Origin of the sequence: Microtetraspora sp. AC03309, assembly GCF_020826795.1 — a bacterium.
In the GTDB taxonomy this organism is placed as follows: domain Bacteria; phylum Actinomycetota; class Actinomycetes; order Streptosporangiales; family Streptosporangiaceae; genus Microtetraspora; species Microtetraspora glauca.
In genome coordinates this window covers 1-854 of the sequence record NZ_JADDIL010000265.1, presented here as the reverse complement: position 1 = coordinate 854, position 854 = coordinate 1, and the positions used below count along the sequence as shown (strand labels likewise).

The following is an 854-nucleotide window of genomic DNA, read 5'->3' as shown; positions in this document are numbered from 1 at the left end:
CCGCCAGATCAACAAGAAGAAGATCGGCCGGCTGTGGCGTGAGGAAGGCCTGCAGGTGCGGGTCCGTAGTCCCCGCAAGCGGGCCGGAATCTCGTCGGTTGCGCCGGTGGTGGCAGATGCGCCGAAGGTGGTGTGGGCGATCGATTTCCAGTTCGATTCCACCGTCGATGGCAAGGCCGTCAAGATCGCCTCGATGGTCGACGAGCATACCCGCGAGTCCCTGCTGAACGTCGTGGAGCGCTCAATCACCGGCGATCGGCTCGTCGACGAGCTCACAAAGGTGTTCGCCGCGACCGGTGGGCCGCCGAGAGTGCTGCGGCTCGACAACGGTCCGGAAATGATTTCTCTAGCGCTGCAACAGTTCTGCGACGGACAGCTCGGCCTGTCCTACATCCCGCCGGGCACGCCGTGGAACAACGGTTTCATCGAATCATTCAACAACCGCCTACGGAAGGAGTGCCTCAACCGCAACCACTGGAACAGTCTGCTGGAGGCCCGCGTGGTCATCGGCGACTTCAAATACGAGCACAACCACCGCCATCGCCACTCGGCCCTGGGTTACCAGACGCCGGCCGAGTACGCTGCGGCCTGCAGGTGCACCCACACCCCGGTCGCCTGCGAGATCAACTGAATCCGGATCCAACAAATCCGACTCTAAGACCGGGTGGACTCAGTAACGGGGACTCGCCACGGCGTATGCCGCCGGCGCTTGTTCGATGCCATGTCGTCGTTGATTCTTCCTTGCCCGCAGACCGGGCAACAGAGTCGCACAACGACTGGACCACTACGAAGGGCTCACCTCAGTCCGGCCGTTCGATCGTGCAATTCGTATCACACGTGATGATGTACTGAAC

General features: G+C 61.8%; 1 protein-coding gene. It reads left to right on the top strand.

Annotation, left to right across the window (positions count from 1 at the left end; all coding sequences use genetic code 11):
* Positions 1 to 631 (top strand): integrase core domain-containing protein (locus tag IMZ11_RS42740; RefSeq protein ID WP_228649302.1); only part of this gene is annotated, 631 nt, incomplete at its 5' end.
* Positions 632 to 854 lie beyond the last annotated feature (223 nt).